16 protein-coding genes, 1 tRNA gene and 1 other annotated feature are annotated in these 18,097 nt (G+C 38.2%); all 17 genes read left to right on the top strand.

Annotation, left to right across the window (positions count from 1 at the left end; all coding sequences use genetic code 11):
* Positions 1-5: 5 nt before the first annotated feature.
* Positions 6-767, top strand: a complete 762-nt coding sequence (gene sdhB / locus FSZ17_RS17145; protein ID WP_057771861.1) for a succinate dehydrogenase iron-sulfur subunit — start codon at positions 6-8, stop codon at positions 765-767.
* Positions 768-908: 141 nt separating this feature from the next.
* Positions 909-1,376, top strand: a complete 468-nt coding sequence (locus FSZ17_RS17140; RefSeq protein WP_057771858.1) for an acyl-CoA thioesterase — start codon at positions 909-911, stop codon at positions 1,374-1,376.
* Between the two features lie 148 nt (positions 1,377-1,524).
* A complete protein-coding gene (locus FSZ17_RS17135; RefSeq protein WP_057771856.1) occupies positions 1,525-1,749 on the top strand; it encodes a helix-turn-helix domain-containing protein in 225 nt (74 codons plus the stop codon).
* A gap of 220 nt (positions 1,750-1,969) precedes the next feature.
* On the top strand, positions 1,970-2,428 hold the full coding sequence (locus FSZ17_RS17130; protein ID WP_057771855.1) for a MarR family winged helix-turn-helix transcriptional regulator: 459 nt from the start codon (positions 1,970-1,972) through the stop codon (positions 2,426-2,428).
* A 10-nt stretch (positions 2,429-2,438) separates the two neighbouring features.
* Positions 2,439-3,233 (top strand): glutamate racemase, encoded by a 795-nt coding sequence (gene racE, locus FSZ17_RS17125; RefSeq protein WP_057771853.1) that lies wholly within the window; start codon positions 2,439-2,441, stop codon positions 3,231-3,233.
* A gap of 236 nt (positions 3,234-3,469) precedes the next feature.
* Positions 3,470-5,605, top strand: coding sequence for a DNA helicase RecQ (gene recQ, locus FSZ17_RS17120; RefSeq protein ID WP_057771850.1), 2,136 nt, complete (start codon positions 3,470-3,472; stop codon positions 5,603-5,605).
* A 141-nt stretch (positions 5,606-5,746) separates the two neighbouring features.
* Complete coding sequence (locus FSZ17_RS17115; RefSeq protein WP_057771849.1) at positions 5,747-6,823, top strand: GerMN domain-containing protein; 1,077 nt, start codon at positions 5,747-5,749, stop codon at positions 6,821-6,823.
* Between the two features lie 447 nt (positions 6,824-7,270).
* Positions 7,271-8,023 (top strand): ribonuclease PH, encoded by a 753-nt coding sequence (gene rph / locus FSZ17_RS17110; RefSeq protein WP_057771847.1) that lies wholly within the window; start codon positions 7,271-7,273, stop codon positions 8,021-8,023.
* Positions 8,024-8,042: 19 nt separating this feature from the next.
* Positions 8,043-8,648, top strand: a complete 606-nt coding sequence (locus FSZ17_RS17105; RefSeq protein ID WP_057771844.1) for an XTP/dITP diphosphatase — start codon at positions 8,043-8,045, stop codon at positions 8,646-8,648.
* 2 nt (positions 8,649-8,650) lie between these two features.
* Positions 8,651-9,172, top strand: a complete 522-nt coding sequence (locus tag FSZ17_RS17100; RefSeq protein WP_057771842.1) for a metallophosphoesterase — start codon at positions 8,651-8,653, stop codon at positions 9,170-9,172.
* 155 nt (positions 9,173-9,327) lie between these two features.
* Positions 9,328-9,404: transfer RNA gene (locus FSZ17_RS17095), tRNA-Arg, on the top strand.
* Between the two features lie 432 nt (positions 9,405-9,836).
* Positions 9,837-10,092, top strand: a binding site (T-box leader).
* An 82-nt stretch (positions 10,093-10,174) separates the two neighbouring features.
* Complete coding sequence (gene ilvB, locus FSZ17_RS17090; RefSeq protein ID WP_057771840.1) at positions 10,175-11,896, top strand: acetolactate synthase large subunit; 1,722 nt, start codon at positions 10,175-10,177, stop codon at positions 11,894-11,896.
* Positions 11,893-12,411 carry an acetolactate synthase small subunit gene (ilvN, locus tag FSZ17_RS17085; protein ID WP_057771838.1) on the top strand — a complete coding sequence of 173 codons (519 nt, stop codon included), beginning with the start codon at positions 11,893-11,895 and terminating at the stop codon, positions 12,409-12,411. Before ilvB ends, ilvN begins: the two co-directional genes overlap by 4 nt.
* Before the next feature lie 68 nt (positions 12,412-12,479).
* Positions 12,480-13,502, top strand: a complete 1,023-nt coding sequence (gene ilvC, locus FSZ17_RS17080) for a ketol-acid reductoisomerase (RefSeq protein WP_057771836.1) — start codon at positions 12,480-12,482, stop codon at positions 13,500-13,502.
* The gene (locus FSZ17_RS17075; RefSeq protein WP_057771834.1) at positions 13,489-15,030 is read left to right on the top strand and encodes a 2-isopropylmalate synthase; all 1,542 of its coding nucleotides are present in this window, start codon (positions 13,489-13,491) and stop codon (positions 15,028-15,030) included. The genes ilvC and FSZ17_RS17075 overlap by 14 nt, the downstream gene beginning before the upstream one ends.
* Before the next feature lie 37 nt (positions 15,031-15,067).
* Positions 15,068-16,180 (top strand): 3-isopropylmalate dehydrogenase, encoded by a 1,113-nt coding sequence (gene leuB / locus FSZ17_RS17070; RefSeq protein WP_057771832.1) that lies wholly within the window; start codon positions 15,068-15,070, stop codon positions 16,178-16,180.
* Between the two features lie 460 nt (positions 16,181-16,640).
* Entirely contained in the window at positions 16,641-18,053 is a 1,413-nt protein-coding gene (gene leuC, locus FSZ17_RS17065; protein WP_057771830.1) for a 3-isopropylmalate dehydratase large subunit, read from the top strand.
* Positions 18,054-18,097 lie beyond the last annotated feature (44 nt).

The following is an 18,097-nucleotide window of genomic DNA, read 5'->3' as shown; positions in this document are numbered from 1 at the left end:
AAATGATGAGTGACAAAAAATCAGTTCGCTTTATAATAACTCGTCAAGACAATCCTGATTCTGCCCCTTATCAGGAAGAGTTCGAGATTGCTTATCGTCCGAACATGAATGTGATCTCGGCATTAATGGAAATTCGCCGTAACCCAGTGAATGCTAAAGGTGAAAAAACAACTCCAGTTGCGTGGGATATGAACTGTCTTGAGGAAGTTTGTGGTGCATGCTCAATGATTATTAATGGCAAGCCAAGACAGTCTTGTTCGGCGCTTGTTGATCAGCTAGAGCAGCCAATTCGCTTGGATGCTATGCGTACTTTCCCTGTAGTACGCGACTTACAGGTTGATAGAAGTCGTATGTTTGATTCCTTGAAAAAGGTAAAAGCTTGGATTCCAATTGATGGGACGTATGATCTTGGACCAGGACCACGTATGCCTGAACCAAAGCGTCAATGGGCTTATGAATTGTCAAAATGTATGACATGTGGTGTTTGCTTAGAAGCATGTCCAAATGTAAATAGCAAAACGAACTTTATGGGACCAGCTGTCTTTAACCAAGTGCGATTATTTAATGCGCATCCTACTGGTGAAATGAATAAAGCTGAGCGCTTAAATGCCTTTATGGAGGATGGTGGAATGACAGGCTGTGGTAACTCACAAAACTGTGTTCAATCATGTCCGAAAGGAATTCCGATTACAACTTCAATTGCTGCAGTAAACCGTGCAGCTACATTACAGTCCTTTAAAAACTTCTTTGGAAGTGACAACGTATAATCTTAAACCCCTTTTTCCTTATTTGGAAGAAGGGGTTTTTTAATATAAAAAGTGAATATCTTTTCAAACTATTCGAAATAAATTAGAATAAAAAGAGTGAATGTTCATTCATTTTTACAATAATTTAGTGGAGGTAGGAAAATGTCGAAAATTAATTATATTCCAGATATTGAAGCATGGGAAAGAGAATTTCATTTTTACTATTCTATTAAGGTGCGTTTTTCCGAAACAGATATGTTTGGACATGTAAATAATACTGTCCCTTTCACATATTTTGAGTTAGCTAGAATTAAGTATTTTAAGCATAAAGGATTTATGCAGGACTGGATAAAACCAGAAAATGAAACTATTCCTGTTGTTGCCGATCTCCAATGCGATTTTTTGCAGCAAGTTTTTTTTGATGAAAATATTACTGTTTATGTGAAAGCCAATTCAATTGGGAGATCGTCTGTTGATTTACACTATATGGGAAAAAAAGAAGATGGAACGATATGTTTTACAGGTAGAGGAGCGATAGTTCAAATTTCTAAAAAAACGGGGAAAGGGGTACCTTGGTCTGATGAAATGAAAGCTCTCCTTCAAAATGATGAAAATGCTTGTACTAAATGATAAGTGAATCCAATCGAATAATAAAAATAATGTTCTCCTTGATGGAAATGCTGTCACTTCAAGTGTTGAGTTTACATATTATATGGTGACTAAATTTATACCCATCCCGCGGTTCATAGCTGGCGAAAGGCAAGGAGGGTTACAATACTTGAAGGAGAACGAATTTACTCACAAGCCGTTACTCACCAAACGAGAAAGAGAAGTATTCGAACTGTTAGTACAAGATAAAACAACAAGAGAAATCGCTGGTGAATTGTTTATAAGCGAAAAAACGGTTCGGAATCATATTTCGAATGCCATGCAAAAGCTTGGTGTTAAGGGGCGATCACAAGCTGTTGTAGAGCTCCTTCGAATGGGAGAGCTAGAACTGTAATTAAGACCGGCCATCCATTTTTGGATGCCGGTTTAAATTATTTTAGGATAATACGAAAAGCAATGAATATTAGTGTATCTTATGTTTAATTTAGCACAAATAAAGCCAAGATCCTGCCCTACATAATTCTATCTTGAAATTTAGTCGAAAAAAGGTGAAAATAAATGCAATAGGGATGATACATAATATCTGCAAAAAAGTAATATAGGAGTTGTCTTAAATGGATCTTGATGAAGTGAAAATAAATGAAGATATCGACTATGTAGCAGTTATAGAAAAAGAATTGCGTTATATTTCAGGCATTATTAAGCAAAAGGGTCGTGAGATATTAAGCAATTACAAGATTACTCCTCCACAATTCATTGCCCTTCAATGGCTATTTGAAGAAGGGGATATGACAATCGGGGAATTGTCCAATAAAATGTATCTTGCCTTTAGTACTACGACCGATCTAGTTGATCGAATGGAGAAAAATAATCTTGTTAAACGGGTGAAGGATCCAAATGATCGTAGGGTTGTTCGTATCCATCTTTTAGAAGAAGGAGAGCGAATAATTGAGGAGTGCATTAAAAAGCGGCAATTATATTTAAAAGAAGTACTCATTCATTTTTCAGATGAGGATGTTGAGTTACTCAAAAATAATTTGACAAGATTGCATCAAGATATGCGTAAAGAATGAGGCGGTATGTTTGGATAGACCAATTGGTATTATTGATTCTGGTGTAGGTGGTTTGACTGTAGTAAAAGAAGTAATGCGTCAACTGCCAAATGAAGAAATCATTTATTTAGGAGACACAGCACGGTGTCCATATGGCCCAAGGCCAGGAGATGAGGTAAAAGAATTTACCTGGGAAATATCTAATTTTCTATTAACCAAGGAAATAAAAATGCTCATTATTGCTTGCAATACTGCTACAGCTGTTGCTTTGGATGAAATCCGAGGCCATCTCCCTATTCCAGTTCTTGGAGTAATCACACCTGGTGCTAGAGCAGCGATTAAAAAAACAAATAATCATACAATCGGTGTTATCGGAACAATAGGGACGATAAAAAGTGGAGCCTATGAGAAGGCCCTTAAGCAAATTAATAGCCGTGTCAAAGTCCATAGTCTTGCTTGTCCCAGATTTGTCCCACTTGTTGAAAGCGGAGAGTATGAGGGATCATTAGCTGCAAGAATTGTAAAAGAAACATTAAACCCTTTCAAAAATAATGGGATGGATACACTTATTTTAGGCTGTACGCATTATCCTCTTTTAGAGCCTCTCGTCAAAAAGGTAGTAGGTGATCGGGTAAACATCATAAGCTCTGGAGATGAAACTGCACGGGAGGCAAGTACTATTCTCTATCATCAGGGTATGTTAAATAGTAGCCATTCGATACCAAACCATCAATTTTTTACTACTGGATCAAAGGATATTTTTTCAACTATCGCTACCAAGTGGCTAAATATCCCAATTAATAATGTAAAGAAAATAACGATTTAAAAGCCTTCGGATTTCGAAGGTTTTTTTAGCTAATAGGAAAGATTAAGTTTATTAACGTACTAAAGTAAAGTGTGTGTTCAATTTAATATCTGCTAATAAGATCGCATAAGATAAACTAAGGCATTCACCAAAAAGGACTTGGTGAACGCCATGTTTTTCTTATAAGAAAAAACTTTTTCTAGTTCATTGCATCCATGTTAAAATAAAGGAAACTTTATTGAATTAGGTGATGTAATTTGTTATTAGAAGCAGAAAAAATTTTAAAGCAATATTTTGGTTACTCTTCATTTCGTTCTGGCCAAAAGGAAATCATCCAAAATCTATTAAAAAATAAAAATACTCTTGGCATCCTTCCAACCGGAGGCGGAAAATCCCTCTGTTTTCAGATTCCTGCACTAATGCTCCCTGGAACAACAATCATAATATCCCCTTTAATTTCTCTCATGAAAGATCAAGTTGATGCTTTACTAACTGCCGACATACCAGCCACTTATATTAACAGTTCCCTTAATCAAAAAGAATATAAGGAAAGGATGTTGGGAATTCGCTCTGGTAAATTCAAACTTGTTTATGCTGCTCCTGAACGCTTTGAATCAGAAGGCTTTTTAGAAATGTTGAATTCTTTATCGATAGCTATGATCGTGTTCGATGAAGCCCATTGTATATCTCAATGGGGCCATGATTTCAGACCAAGCTATCGTTCAATTATTCAAAAACTTAGTAAGATACATTCTAGCCCAACAATAGCCGCACTAACTGCAACAGCTACAAAGGATGTCGCAGATGATATAAGAAACCTCTTAAGTATTCAATATTCAGATTGCTTTATTACCGGTTTTGCAAGAGAGAATCTTGCTTTTCATGTGATGAAGGGTGTGAATAAAAGAGACTTTATTATGCAATATATTAAAAATCACCCACAAGAATCAGGGATTATTTATACATCAAGTAGGAAAGAAGCAGACCAGCTATACAATTATTTAATTGAGAATCAGCAATCTGTTGCTAAATATCATGCTGGTATGGGTGAAGAAGCAAGGAAAAATGCTCAAAATCAATTTGTTTATGATGAAGCAGATATTATGATTGCAACAAATGCATTTGGTATGGGGATTGATAAGTCGAATGTCCGCTTTGTCATTCATTACAATCTTCCACGCAATATTGAAGCATATTATCAAGAGGCAGGCCGTGCAGGCAGAGATGGGGAGGAAAGCTCATGCTATTTATTATTTTCCCCACAGGATATCCAGCTTCAAAAATTTTTAATTGAGGAATCGAATCTCGATTTTCAAAAGAGGGAGCAAGAATACAATAAATTAAAGCAAATGATTCACTATTGCCATACTGAAAAATGTCTGCAATCGTATATCATTGAATATTTTGATGCTAACGGTGTACAGGATGACTGTGGAAAATGCAGTAATTGCTTGGACAAGCGTGAGCAAATCGAGATAACAGAAGAGGCACTTATGATTTTTTCTTGTATAAAAAGAATGGGAGAAAGATTTGGTATCACGTTAACTGCACAGGTATTAAAAGGATCTCAAAATAAAAGGATACGTGAATTTAAATTTGAAAAGCTGTCAACGTACGGTTTGCTTAAACGATATAAAGAAAAAGAGATTATAGATATCATTAATTATTTGCTTGCAGAAGGATTTCTATCATTAACGGATAGTAAATATCCAATTGTTAAACTGACTGAAAATGCTTTACCAGTCTTAAAGAAACAAGAGCAAATTTATATGAAAATGACCATACATTCATCTGCTATTGAAAGGGAAGAAAATAGCGATCTATTTACTATTCTTCGATCACTAAGAAAAAAATTAGCAGATAAAGATAAAGTACCACCATATGTTGTCTTTGCTGATACAGCATTGAAAGAAATGAGCAGGTATTATCCCGTTGATCAAGCATCAATGCTAAGAATTAAAGGAGTGGGTCAAGTAAAATATGATAAATACGGTGAACTTTTTATTGAAGAAATAAAGAAGTTTATTAGCGATCATAATATCCAAATAGAATCAGTGCCGGAAATAGAAGAACCGGAAGAGAATGAAAAAACAAATGATATTCCAAGCTATTTAATAACCTATAATCATTATATTAACGGTCAATCATTGAAGGAAATTGCAAAAGAGCGCAATTTTTCACCTGTTACCATTCAGGATCATATTATCCGTGCTGTTAAAGAAGGAAATAAAATTCATTGGGAAGAAATTTTTGATGAGCAAACAGAAAAGATCATTTTAGAAGCTGTAAACAGAGTGGGGAACGAAAAGTTGAAGCCTATTAAGGATGAAATCGATCCTGAGATAGATTATTTCACGATCAAAGCAGTGCTAGCAAAAAATGAGCTCGTTTAGAAGAAGGCTCAAAAGCAATGGTATTAGCCATATTTTTAGGTAAGCTAGCCTAATAAAAAAACTAATTTTTTTTTCTCCGAGACGGTCTAAATTACAAACATGCTCGTATACATGTAGTACAAACTGTCTTGGAGGGATTATATGTCTATAAATAAGAAAACAACCATAGTGTCTGCCGTCCTTGTTTCATCAGTACTATTATCTGGATGTGGATTGTTTGGCCCTGGCGGAAAGGAAAAAATCGATCCGCCTCAAACAGTATCCTATACAGAAGATGAAAAATCTGTTAACGAGGAATCAACAGAAACGGAAACGACTGGTCAGGAGGAAGCGGAGGTTACTGATACGGTTCAAACAGAGCTTTATTTAGTTAGTAAAGATGGGTTAGTAGTTCCTCAAACATTAGCTCTTCCGAAAACAGAATCAGTTGCCAAGCAAGCGCTAGAATATCTTGTTAAGGATGGTCCTGTCACAGGAATGCTGCCAAATGATTTTGAGGCTGTCCTACCAGCAGATACGACATTATCTGTGGATATTAAAGACAAAGTTGCAATGGTGAATTTTTCCAAGGAATTTAAGGATTACCAAGCAGAAGAGGAAATGAGGATTCTACAATCTGTGACTTGGACATTAACACAATTTGATTCGGTAGATAAAGTGAAATTTCAAATGAACGGTCATGATCTTAAGGAAATGCCTGTTAAGGGATCGCCTATTGGGGAAGGCTATAGCAGGGCGAATGGAATAAACCTTGATACAACAGACGTGGTTGATATTCTTAATACGAAACCAGTAACGGTCTACTATATTGGTGGCAATGAAGATGACTATTACTATGTTCCTGTGACAAAACGTGTTTCTAATAAAGAGTCTAATAACTTGCAGGCAGCAGTTAACGAGCTTGTGAAGGGGCCAAGTTATGATACAAATCTAGATAGCGATTTCCTAGCGGATGTTAGGCTCTTAGAAGATCCAAAGGTCGATGAAAATGGCAAAGTTACTTTAAATTTTAATGAAGCGATTTATAGCAGCAGCTCCGAAGAGAAGATTATTTCTAAACATCTATTAAATGCTCTTGTACTCTCACTTACTGAGCAAAAAGGAATTGAAAGTGTCGCTATAACAGTCGTTGGCAAGGCAGAGCTTGTAGACGAAACAGGTAGAAATCTGTCGGAACCAGTTACACGACCTGAAAAAGTAAACACAGGTAGTTTTTAAAAAAAGTTTTTTGATATACTATATAGTGACAATGGAAAGAGGAGGCAAATCATGCCGCCTCTTTCCGTTGTCATTGGCTTTTTAAAGTATAAGTATAGCTTTTTTTGAGTTAGAGATATGTCTAGCTCCAGCGCCTACGCCTACCCCCGACGTACAGGATGTACTAGTGTCGACAATGCGACAGGACAAGGAAAGCTTCGTCAGCAACACATCGCACGACCAAAAGAGAAGCTTTTGGGAGGACGTCGCGGTATTGTCGACCTCGAGGTCATAAGCCAGTCCGCCAAGAAGGTTAAAGAACAACCTTCTCGACGGCCCGTCTTATGCTTGTCGGACTTGCACAGGACGTGCTGACGTCGATGTTCGCCACAGGACGTGGCGGTCTTTAGTCGACGTCCCTTTGCAAAGGCGCTTACGCTTTTCTATGAAGATAGGAGGAATCTTTTTATGCGTGTTGACGGAAGAGAGCAATTACAATTAAGACCTATACATATTGAAACCAATTATTTAAAGCATCCTGAAGGCTCCGTATTAATAAGTGTTGGAGATACAAAGGTGATTTGTACTGCGAGCATAGATGAACGAGTGCCACCTTTTATGCGAGGAGAAGGGAAGGGATGGATTACTGCTGAATATTCCATGCTGCCTAGAGCAACAGAGCAAAGAAATATTCGAGAAGCAGCCAAAGGAAAGATATCAGGAAGGACGATGGAAATTCAGCGTTTAATTGGCCGTGCTCTACGTGCAGTCGTTGATCTTGAAGCAATTGGTGAAAGGACAATCTGGCTTGATTGTGATGTTATCCAAGCTGACGGGGGCACTAGAACAGCGTCAATAACAGGTGCATTTGTTGCTATGGCAATTGCATTAGATAAGATCAGCAAAAGTAAAAAGCTAGCAAGCTATCCCATCAAGGATTTTTTAGCAGCAACAAGTGTTGGGATTTTAGAAAATAAGGAAGTAGTTGTTGATTTAAATTATGTTGAAGATTCTAAAGCATTAGTAGACATGAATGTTGTTATGATAGGCGATGGGGAATTTGTCGAATTACAGGGAACAGGGGAAGAAGCTACTTTTTCCTACAATGAGCTTCAAGAATTATTAAGATCTGCACAAGAGGGACTTGCGGCCATATTCGAAATGCAAAAAGAAGCTCTTGGCGAAGAGATCACAAACAAAATAAATACTAGGAAAAAATAAGCGGAGAGGAAGGCTTAGAATGCAGGAAGTAATCATTGCCACAAAAAATGCTGGGAAAGCAAAAGAGTTTGAGGACATGTTCCGACCATTAGGCTATAAGGTCAAAACATTATTAGATTTCCCTGAATTGCATGATGTTGATGAAACAGGGAATACGTTTGAGGAAAATGCCATTTTAAAAGCAGAAACGATCTCGAAGGCTTTGGATAAAATCGTCATTGCCGATGATTCTGGACTAGCAATCGATGCGCTTAATGGACGGCCAGGTATTTTTTCAGCAAGGTATGCAGGAGAAGAAAAAAGTGACGAAGCCAATATGGTTAAGGTGCTGGGAGAATTGCAAAATGTTGCTGATGACGATCGCCAAGCAAGATTTTACTGTGCATTAGCGGTTGCAGCGCCTGGTCTTGAAACCTTCACTGTCACTGGGACATGTGAAGGGATGATTTTACGGGAAAAAAGAGGAACATTTGGTTTCGGCTACGATCCTATTTTTTATGTTATCGAAAAAGATAAAGCGATGGCAGAGCTAATTCCTGAAGAAAAAGCACATATTAGTCACCGCGCTCATGCTCTACGAAAGTTAGAAAGTCAGCTTCCAATCCTCTTTTCAGAGGGAAAATAAGTATGAAAATCTTAATTGTAAGCGACAGTCATAGACTAAGCGGGGATTTAACTTCGATTAAGGAAAAGCATGCTATGGAAGTTGATCTTATGATTCATTGTGGGGATTCAGAGCTAGCAGCTAATGATCCGTGCTTAAATGGATTTGCAGTTGTTCGTGGAAATTGTGATTTTGATAAAAATTTTCCAGAGGATCATGTAGAAAATATTGGAGATTATAGAGTGTTAGTTACTCATGGTCACCTCTATTCCGTGAAATCGACATTAATGAACTTAAGCTATCGGGCAAAGGAACTCGATGCCAGTATTGTTTGTTTCGGCCATTCACATTATCTTGGTGCAGAAATGATCGATAACATATTATTCATCAATCCTGGGAGCATTAAACAGCCAAGAGGGAGAACAGAAAAGACATATGTTATTTTGGAAATAGAAAGTGCTGAGGTCAATCTCCGTGTATTTGAATTAGAGAAAGGAGAAATTAGTGAATTAACTCAGAAATTTTCACTTCCAAAAAAAGAGTAAACGGCATATACTTATTGAGGGAAGCAATAAAGCTTCCCTCAGAAAATATTTTATATTTTATGTTGACTTTTGATTATTAGTCTAATATAATAAAACTTGTCCTTGAAAGTGACATCACAGTTTTTAAAGCATTTAAAATTTAAAAATTTATTAATGTCCCAGTAGCTCAGCTGGATAGAGCAACGGCCTTCTAAGCCGTCGGTCGGGAGTTCGAATCTCTCCTGGGACGCCATTAACACATCAAATTGTTACATATCTACCAACATCTACTCACCTTTATGGTGAGTTTTTTTATTTTCAAGGCTTTGTTCATGATTATTGTTTAACATGGCTATTCCCCAAAATTACACTTTAACTGTAGAATTTGATTCAAAATTTCCTATGTTCACAAAAAAATATAAAAAAATATTAAAGGCTTCAGATCTTTAATATATCAACAATGAAAGCGGATACAATAAATCTGATTTGTTGAAATTATCAAATAATTCACAAATAAGGTGTTGACGGTTTAATAAAATGGGCGTAAGATAGTCCTCAATATAAGAAAACAAAAAATTCAAAAATATAATAAACAGTTCCTTTTGGTTAGCGAACTCTTATAATAAGTAGTTTTTTTTAACCTAAAAATTCAGTCGTTTAAAGCGGTAATAAAATAAGGAATATTGAAAAAGCAAAGAAGAGGATAAGTAGCTTATGCATAGGAATTTACAGAGAGCCGGCGGCTGCTGAAAGCCGGTAATTCCTTCATAAAGTGAACTCACCTCAGAGCATCAGCTTGAAAGATTCTTTTAGTAGAGTTGGTCGGGTGTTACCACCCGTTATCAAAACGAACAGCATTTCAGCTGTTCATAAGTGCACGTTAATAGCGTGAATTTAGGGTGGTACCGTGGAACAGGTTTTAAAGCCTTTTCATCCCTTTACCTAGTATAAGTAGGTGTATGAGGGATGAAAGGGCTTTTTATTTTGAATTAAAAAAAGGAACAAAGAGGAGGTTAAATTAGAATGTTGCAGGAAGCTGCCTTTACAGAAACAAAGGCTGAGACAGAAATGGTCACAGGTGCTGATCTGTTATTAGAAGCATTGGAGAAGGAAAAGGTTGAAGTGATTTTTGGATATCCAGGAGGAGCAGTCTTACCGATTTATGACAAATTATATCATTCAAAAATTCTCCACGTTTTACCTAGACATGAACAGGGGGGAATTCACGCAGCTGAGGGGTATGCAAGGATTTCAGGAAAGCCGGGAGTTGTCATCGCTACATCAGGTCCTGGAGCTACTAACATTGTCACAGGACTTACAGATGCCATGATGGACTCGTTACCGCTTGTCGTTTTCACTGGTCAGGTGGCAACTAGTGTAATTGGATCAGATGCTTTTCAAGAAGCAGATATTCTTGGGATTACAACCCCTATAACAAAATATAACTATCAAGTTCGTAACATTGAAGATATTCCAAGGATTGTTAAAGAGGCATTTTATATAGCATCAAGCGGAAGACCTGGACCAGTCCTGATCGATATACCAAAAGACATTGCAGCTTCTGTATCAAAACCTCCAATAGAGCAAGAAATAAACTTACCTGGATATCAGCCGACACTTCATCCTAACTATTTACAAATTCGTAAATTAACAGAAGCGGTTAGCGGGGCTAAAAAGCCAGTAATACTGGCTGGAGCAGGCGTCCTACATGCAAAAGCATCAGATGAATTAAAGAAATATGCAGAGCAACAACAAATTCCAGTTATTCATACATTGCTAGGATTAGGTGGATTTCCAGCAAATCACAAACTATTTGTTGGGTTAGCAGGAATGCATGGCTGTTACGCATCAAATATGGGATTAAGTGAATGTGATTTATTAATCAATATTGGGGCACGATTTGATGATCGACTGACAGGAAATTTACAGCATTTCGCTCCAAATGCAACAGTTGCCCATATTGATATTGATCCAGCAGAAATTGGAAAAAATGTACCAACAGCCATTCCAATTGTAGCGGATGCAAAAGAAGCATTAAAGCAGTTAGTTCAGCAAAATGGCAAGCCGCCTGCCGATAAAGAATGGCATGAACAAATTCAAAAATGGCAGGAGGAATACCCCTATTATTATGGCGAGTCAAGCGAAGGTTCTATAAAACCTCAAAAGACAATGGAAATGCTTTTCAAGAAAACGGAAGGTAAAGCTATTGTGGTAACAGATGTTGGTCAGCACCAAATGTGGGCTGCACAATATTATCGTTTCAATCAAGCAGATAGATGGGTGACTTCAGGAGGATTAGGAACGATGGGATTTGGCCTCCCAGCCAGTATCGGAGCTCAGTTTGCTGATCCAGATGCATGTGTGGTTGCCGTTCTAGGAGATGCTGGCTTCCAAATGTCGACTCAAGAGCTTGCAGTTATTAGGGAGTTTAACCTCCCGATTAAGATTTGCATTTTTAATAATCACTCTTTAGGAATGGTCCGCCAGTGGCAAGAGATTTTTTATGAATCACGTTTTTCTCATAGTAAAATCTCCGTGCAGCCTTCCTTTGTGAAACTAGCTGAAGCCTATGAAATAAAAGGTTATGTCATCAGTTCAGTGGAACAGGCAGAGGAAATATTAAACGAGGTTCTAAATAATCGTGAGCCAGTTCTGCTAGATTTTAGAATTGATCCAAATGAAAATGTATATCCAATGATCGCACCAGGAAAAGGATTGCATGAAATGGTAGGTGCTAAGCCTTGAAAAGAACGATTAGTATGACAGTATTAAATCGCCCTGGGGTATTAAATAGAATTACTAATTTATTTTCCAAGCGAAATTATAATATTGAAAGTATTTCTGTTGGGCTAACTGAACATGAAGGGGTATCTAGAATTACATGTGTGATACATGTAGATAGTGATCGAGAAACAGAACAAATTACAAAACAGCTAAATAAGCAAATTGATGTCTTAAAAGTAATAGATATTACTGACCAAGCAATTGTTGCAAGAGAACTAGCTTTAATTAAAGTTCTTTCAACCCCACAAATAAGAAATGAAATTTATTCTTTAATTGAACCATTTCGAGCAAATGTCATTGATGTGGGGAAGGAAAGCCTTGTTATTCAAATAACTGGAGAATCAGAAAAAATCGAGGCATTCATTGAGCTTATCAAGCCATACGGAATAAAAGAACTCGCCAGAACAGGAACGACTGCTTTCCCACGAGGAACCCAGCCTTCATTAAGCCAAACTAAAGCATATTCAATTGTTTGACCAAGCAAAAACGTCGATATAGTTATTAAAAATAAAAAAACTATTTAGCAAAGAAAGGGAGAAGAAAAATGGCAAAAATGTATTATAACGGAGATGCAAACGCAGCGTATTTAAACGGAAAGAAAGTAGCGGTAATCGGCTATGGATCACAAGGTCATGCACACGCACTAAATATGAGGGATAGCGGTGTCGATGTTATCATTGGTCTCAGGAAAGGTAAATCATGGGATAAGGCAGTAGAAGACGGATTCCAAGTATACTCTGTAGGAGAAGCGACAGCTCAAGCTGATGTCGTGATGATTCTCTTGCCAGATGAGCTTCAGACAAAGGTTTATAAAGAAGAAATTGAACCGAATTTAACGAATCAAGCGCTTATGTTTGCTCACGGTTTTAATGTTCACTTTAACCAAATTGTACCTCTAAAGGAAAGTGATGTGCTTCTTGTTGCTCCAAAAGGGCCAGGTCACCTTGTTAGAAGAACTTATGAGCAGGATGCTGGTGTTCCAGCATTATTCGCCATCTATCAGGATGTAACAGGTGAGGCGAAAGAGCTTGCTTTAGCTTATGCAAAAGCAATTGGTGCACTTAGAGCAGGTGCGTTAGAAACTACATTTAAAGAGGAAACAGAAACAGATTTATTTGGAGAGCAAGCTGTTCTATGTGGAGGCTTAACATCTCTTGTCAAAGCTGGATTTGAAACACTAGTCGAGGCGGGTTATCAGCCGGAACTAGCCTATTTCGAAACATTGCATGAATTAAAGCTGATTGTGGATTTAATGTATGAAGGCGGAATGGAAGGCATGCGCTATTCGATTTCTGATACTGCTCAGTGGGGAGACTTTGTCAGCGGCCCACGAGTAGTTGATGAAAGAGTAAAAGAAGAAATGAAAGCCATTCTAAAAGATATTCAGGAAGGAAAATTTGCCAAGGGATGGATCTTAGAGAATCAAGCCAATCGCCCGGTCTTTAATGCTATTAATGCTCGCGAAAAGGAACATCTTATCGAGCAGGTAGGAAGAGAATTAAGAAAAATGATGCCATTTGTCAATAAAGATAAAAAGAAAGAAGTTGTTGCAAGTGCCAAACATTAAAATATTCGATACAACCTTGAGAGATGGAGAGCAATCAGCCGGTGTCAATCTTAATCTTTCAGAAAAAATAGAAATCGCAAGACAGCTGGAAAGATTGAATGTGGATATCATTGAAGCGGGATTTCCAGCAGCATCTAAAGGAGACTTTATATCGGTTCAAAAAATTGCACAAATGGTTAAAAATTGCTCAGTTACTGGCCTTGCCCGCGGTGTAATTTCCGATATTAATGCCGCATGGGAAGCACTTAAAAACGGAGAAGAACCTAGGCTCCATACGTTCATTGCTACATCACCGATACACCGTCAATATAAATTGAAAATGTCGAAAGAGGAAGTAATTGAAACCGCTGTTCAAACTGTAAAATACGCAGCAAGTAAATTTCCGATTGTTCAATGGTCCGCAGAGGATGCATCAAGAACAGAGCTTCCTTATTTAGCTGAAATAGTAGAGAAAGTGATTCAAGCAGGAGCTAGAGTCATTAATATACCGGATACAGTAGGATACGGAACACCAGAAGAATACGGAAAGATTTTTAAGTATTTAAGAGAACATGTTTCTTCTATAGATATGGTGTCATTATCTACACATTGTCATGATGATCTAGGTATGGCGATTGCCAATTCATTAGCAGCAGTGGAGAATGGGGCTACTCAAGTGGAGGGAACAATAAATGGAATTGGCGAGAGAGCAGGGAATGCCGCTCTTGAGGAAATTGCTGTTGCCTTGCATATAAGAAAAGATTTTTATACGGCTTCAACTCGTCTAAATCTGAAAGAAGTTAGCCGAACAAGCAGTCTTGTCAGCAAGCTTACAGGAATGATCGTCCCAGCCAATAAAGCCGTTGTTGGGAGAAATGCCTATGCACATGAATCTGGTATCCATCAGGACGGTGTTTTAAAGGAGAAAACAACCTATGAAATTATTTCTCCAGAATTAGTAGGATTCCAGTCAAATTCTTTAGTATTAGGTAAACATTCGGGAAGACATGCATTTAAAAATCGCTTAAATGAACTTGGGCTGAATGTGCCCGATGATGATATTAAGGAGTTATTTACAGCTTTTAAAGATTTAGCTGATCGTAAAAAAGAAATGACAGATGATGATTTAGTAGCACTCGTATTAGAAGAAAAGCTATCAAAAGAAGAGCGTTTCTATGAATTAATTCAAATTCAAATTCAATACGGAACGAAACAAGTACCAACTGCTACAGTCACATTGTCTGGTGCACAAAAAGAGGTTATCCAAGAAGCGGGAACTGGTGCAGGAAGTATTGAGGCGCTATATAATACGCTTGAAAAGTGCATGGCTGGTCCAATTAATCTATTAGATTATCGAATTCAGTCAGTAGGTGCTGGCAGGGACGCACTTGCGCAGGTTTATGTAAAACTTAAGTATTTGGATTTTGAAACGAGTGGACGCGGCTTGGCGCAAGATGTGCTGGAGGCGTCAGCGAAAGCATATTTAAATGCAGTGAATAGAGTTATTTATATGAAGGGTAAAAGTCCAGAGTTAAGTGTAACTCAGTAAAACTTAACAGTCATTATCAAACAACGGGGGGATAAAAATGAAAAAGCGTATCGCAGTATTACCAGGAGATGGGATCGGCAAAGAGGTTGTAAAAGGAGCGATTGAAATTTTACAGGCTGTTGCAGAGCGTTTCGGTCACCAGTTTTATTTTCAATACGGAAAAATCGGTGGAGAAGCAATTGATGCGGTTGGAACCCCACTGCCCGATGAAACTGTTGAGCTATGTAAACAAAGCGATGCGGTTTTACTAGGTGCAGTTGGCGGATATAAATGGGAGCGTCAGCCTGTCCACCTTCGTCCTGAGCGTGGCTTATTAAAAATTCGTAAAGATTTAAATCTCTTTGCTAACTTGAGGCCAACAAATTACTATCCAAGTTTGGCTGAATCTTCACCGCTTAGAAATGAAGTAATTGAAGGTGTAGATATGGTAATGGTTAGGGAATTGACAGGTGGCTTATACTTCGGAAAACCAAGTGAACGAACAAAGAAAAATGGTGAAGATGCAGTTGTAGATACTTTATTTTATCAAAGAAAGGAAATGCAAAGAGTTATTAAGCTTGCGTTTGAGCTTGCAAAAACAAGAAAAGGAAAAGTAACTTCTGTTGATAAAGCCAATGTTTTAGAATCTAGTCGAATGTGGAGAGAAGTGGCAGAAGAAGTAGGGAAGGAATATCCTGAAGTCGTTCTAGAGCATATGTTAGTGGATAATGCTGCGATGCAAATGATTAAAAAACCGAAACAATTCGATGTTGTTGTAACAGAAAATATGTTTGGAGATATTTTAAGTGATGAGGCTTCTGTACTAACAGGATCATTAGGAATGCTGCCTTCAGCAAGCCTTTCACAAAATGGGCCATATTTATACGAGCCAATTCATGGCTCTGCTCCAGACATCGAAGGCAAAAATATTGCAAATCCTATTGCGATGATGCTTTCTGCAGCAATGATGCTTCGTCTATCTTTTGGAATGAACGAAGAAGCTGAAGCGGTTGAACAGGCTGTTAATCAGGTTCTAGATGCAGGATATCGGACACCGGACATTATGTCATTTGCAAAGAAAAAAGTCTCAACCACTGAAATGGTAGAAGAAGTTAAAGCCACACTACTTGACAATGCAGCAATTTTGAACATCATGAGTGCTTATGCATAGAAAAGCGTAAGCGCCTTGGTCAGGGGCGACAAGCATAAGGCGAGCCAGCGAGAAGGTTGTTCTTTAACCTTCTTGATGGATTGACTTATGACCTCGAGCCCCTAGGCGCTGGAGCTAGACAAATAGAAAAGCGTAAGCGCCTTCGGAACAATCAAAGAGCCGATTGTTCCTGCGAAGATGATTCTAAGGAGCCTTCCTTAGTGCTCAGGGGCGACAAGCATAAGGCGGGATGACGAGAAGGTTGTTCTTTAACCTTCTTGGCAGACTGGCTTATGACCTCGAGCCTCTAGGCGCTAGCCGACTGAACCGCCACGTCATGTGGCAAAGTAGGCACTAGTACGTCGTGTACGTCGAAGCTAGACAAATAGAAAAGCATAAGTGCCTGGGGGCTTAAAAATAGAAAATGGAAAGTGACACGGCCAGCTTTGGTCGTGTTTCTTTTAAAAGGAGAAGGAATAGTATGGGAAAATCTATTATTGATAAAATATGGGAAAAGCATGTCGTTCATCAGGAGGAAGGGAAACCTGATTTATTGTATATTGATCTTCATTTAGTCCATGAGGTTACTTCTCCACAAGCATTTTCAGGCTTAAGAATGAAAAATAGAAAGGTAAGAAAACCAGATAAAACTTTTGCTACTGTCGACCATAATATCCCAACAGATAATCGATATGAGATTAATGATGCTGTCGCATTAAATCAAATGACAACTTTAGAAAAGAATTGCTCAGAGTTTGGTATTCAATTAGCTGGTATTGATAGCCCAGATCAAGGAATTGTCCATGTCATTGGACCTGAGCAAGGCTTGACACAGCCAGGCATGACGATTGTTTGTGGAGATAGCCATACTTCTACCCATGGTGCTTTTGGATCTATAGCTTTTGGCATTGGGACAAGCGAAGTTGAACATGTATTAGCAACCCAGACCATATGGAGAGTAAAGCCTAAAACATTAAAGCTTGAAATTAATGGCAGCCTTAGAAAAGGTGTAACAGCAAAAGATGTCATTCTTTATATACTAGCAAAATATGGGATAGATTTTGGTACAGGTCATGTCATTGAATACTGTGGTGATACTATTAGAAGGATGTCAATGGAAGAACGAATGACGATCTGCAATATGTCTATTGAAGGAGGGGCCCGTGCAGGCCTTGTTAGTCCAGATGAAACAACTTTCTCCTATATAAAAGGAAGAAGATATGCTCCCAAGGATGAGGGTTTCTATGTGGCAGTAAAAAAATGGCAAGAGCTTGTATCAGATGATGATGCTTCCTATGATAGGGTAATTACTATTGATGCCAATAATATTGCCCCAATGGTAAGCTGGGGAACAAATCCATCAATGACGGGAAAAATAAATGAAAGAATTCCAACAATCAATGATTGCACTTCGGAATTAGAAAAAAAATCCCTTGAAAGGGCTTTAGCCTATATGGGATTGCAGGAAGGGCAAAAAATTGAGGATATTAAGATTCAGCATGTTTTTATTGGATCATGTACAAATTCTAGAATTGAAGATTTGCGACAGGCTGCAAGTATTGCAAGAGGAAATAAAGTTCATCCAACTGTAAGGGCGCTAGTTGTACCTGGCTCACAAGCCGTGAAGAAACTCGCAGAATCAGAAGGGTTGGATGTCATTTTTAAGCAGGCAGGCTTTGAATGGCGCGATTCAGGCTGCAGTATGTGCTTAAGTATGAACAATGATATTGTCCCAAGTGGAGAACATTGTGCATCAACTTCTAACCGTAATTTTGAAGGCCGCCAAGGGTCTGGTGCAAGAACACACTTAGTTAGTCCAGCCATGGCTGCAGCAGCAGCAGTTTATGGCCGGTTTGTAGATGTTGGGGCCATGAGTGCTGCTGAAACAGTTTAAGAAAAGAAGAAAATGCGATATTGTTGCTAATCGAAATAGGAGGA

Source organism: Cytobacillus dafuensis (assembly GCF_007995155.1).
Classification (GTDB): Bacteria; Bacillota; Bacilli; order Bacillales; family Cytobacillaceae; genus Cytobacillus; species Cytobacillus dafuensis.
The sequence above is the reverse complement of the archived record's forward strand: the minus strand, read 5'-3'. Positions and strand labels throughout refer to the sequence as shown.